At 62.2% G+C, this 2408-nt stretch carries 2 protein-coding genes; both read left to right on the top strand.

Annotated features, from left to right (window positions below; translation table 11 throughout):
- The coding region (locus H7698_RS31015) for a cation transporter (protein ID WP_194693889.1) at window positions 1–781 on the top strand (781 nt) is incomplete at its 5' end.
- A gap of 257 nt (window positions 782–1038) precedes the next feature.
- Window positions 1039–2408: Mu transposase C-terminal domain-containing protein (locus tag H7698_RS31010; RefSeq protein ID WP_194693888.1), on the top strand; the 1370-nt coding region annotated here is incomplete at its 3' end.

Here is a 2408-nt window from a genome sequence, read left to right as displayed (position 1 = left end):
GGATTGCCCTTCGGAAGAGCGAATGATTCGGCTCGCGCTGAATAGCTTGCCTGAGCTTCGTTCGTTGTCCTTTGATCTGAGCAGCAGGCAGGTACTCGCTTTCCATGACGGGGCGGTTGACCCAATCACTACCAAGCTGGAGTCCCTGGGTCTAGGGGCAGCGCTACTGGGGACTCAACCAGCTAGTCAGGAAGCAGCCTCGACCAATCGCGCTGATGAGGAATTAGCGGCGTCGAAAGAGGCGAGCACCCTGAAAATTTTGCTCGGCATCAACGCTGCCATGTTTGTTATCGAGATGGGCGCAGGGTTGATCGCTCAGTCGACGGGCCTTATTGCCGACTCGCTGGACATGTTTGCGGATGCTGCCGTCTATGGCTTGGCTCTCTTTGCCGTCGGCCGCAGTGCACAGCTGCAAGTTCGCGCTGCGCACCTGGCGGGTTTCTTTCAGATCCTGTTGGCACTGGGCGTACTCGTGGAGGTGGCTAGACGCTTCCACTATGGCAGCGAACCTGAGTCGATGCTGATGATGGGGATTGGCTTAGTTGCACTCGTCGCAAACGCCAGCTGTCTCTTGATGATCTATGGCCATCGCGAAGGCGGTGCACACATGAAAGCGAGCTGGATTTTTTCGGCCAACGATGTGCTCGCGAACATTGGCGTTATCGTCGCCGGCGCGCTGGTTGCGTGGACGGGCTCTCCCTACCCAGACTTGGTGATTGGTACGGTCGTTGGCCTCATCGTATTGAACGGTGCGCGCCGAATCCTGGCATTGAAAGCCTGACCAACCGATCCTGTATTCCATCGCGATGGGCTCACTTTCTACAAGTGAACATCAATGGTACGGACAGTCCAATAAACCTTCGTTTGTTGGACTCCACGCTCTGAGCAGGCAATTTGTCGTTTTCAGAAGACGACCGCACCATCTGACTGGATGTAACGCCTGGTGTGCATACGGCTCCTGACAGCCCAATATCAGGAGTCGTCTGCACCAATCTCGACTATGCTCAATACTCGTGTGCACCAAAGCGAGGTTTGGGCATGACATCAGACACTCCACCGATTGCCGCGCAAGGCGTGGCCACCCTGCCCGACGAGGCATGGGCGCAAGCCCGGCACCGGACGGAAATCATCGGGCCACTGGCAGCGCTTGAGGTGGTCGGGCATGAAGCCGCCGATGAGGCAGCCCAAGCGCTGGGCCTGTCCCGGCGACAGGTATATGTCCTGATCCGTCGCGCCCGGCAGGGTACTGGCCTGGTAACAGACCTGACGCCCGGCCGATCCGGCGGCGGCAAAGGCAAGGGGCGCTTGCCGGAACCGGTCGAGCGCATCATCCGCGAGCTGCTGCAAAAGCGCTTCCTGACCAAGCAGAAACGCAGCCTGGCGGCGTTCCACCGCGAAGTCGCGCAGGCGTGCAAAACCCAGAAGCTGCCGGTGCCGGCGCGCAACACCGTGGCCCAGCGGATTGCCGGACTACACCCGGCGAAAATAGCCCGCAGCCGGGGCGGGCAGGACGCTGCCCGTCCCTTGCAAGGCGCGGGTGGCATTCCGCCCGAAGTCACCATGCCGCTGGAACAGGTGCAGATCGACCACACCGTCATCGACCTGATCGTGGTCGACGAGCGCGACCGGCAACCGATTGGCCGCCCATATTTGACCCTCGCCATCGACGTGTTCACGCGCTGCGTACTCGGCATGGTGGTCACGCTGGAAGCGCCGTCCGCCGTCTCGGTCGGCCTATGCCTCGCGCATGCCGCCTGCGACAAGCGGCCCTGGCTGGAAGGGCTGAATGTGGAAATGGACTGGCCGATGAGCGGCAAGCCCAGGCTGCTCTATCTGGACAACGCGGCCGAGTTCAAAAGCGAAGCGCTGCGCCGTGGCTGCGAACAGCATGGCATCCGGCTGGACTATCGCCCACCAGGCCAGCCGCACTACGGCGGCATCGTGGAACGGATCATCGGCACGGCGATGCAGATGATCCACGACGAATTACCGGGGACGACCTTCTCCAATCCCGGCCAGCGCGGCGAGTACGATTCCGAGAAGATGGCCACCCTGACGCTGCGCGAGCTGGAGCGCTGGCTCGCGTTGGCGGTAGGCACCTATCACGGCTCCGTGCACAACGGCCTGCTCCAGCCGCCGGCCGCGCGCTGGGCCGAGGCCGTGGAGCGCGTTGGCGTCCCGGCCGTCGTTACCCGCCCCACCGCGTTTTTGGTCGATTTCCTGCCGGTGATCCGCCGCACCCTGACCCGCACCGGCTTTGTCATCGACCACATCCACTACTACGCCGACGCCCTCAAGCCGTGGATTGCCCGGCGCGAGCGCTTGCCCGCCTTCCTGATCCGGCGCGATCCGCGCGACATCAGCCGCATCTGGGTACTGGAACCGGAAGGTCAGCACTATCTGGAGAT

Source organism: Pseudomonas sp. p50(2008), from assembly GCF_015351605.1.
Lineage (GTDB): Bacteria > Pseudomonadota > Gammaproteobacteria > Pseudomonadales > Pseudomonadaceae > Aquipseudomonas.
The sequence above is the reverse complement of the archived record's forward strand: the minus strand, read 5'-3'. Positions and strand labels throughout refer to the sequence as shown.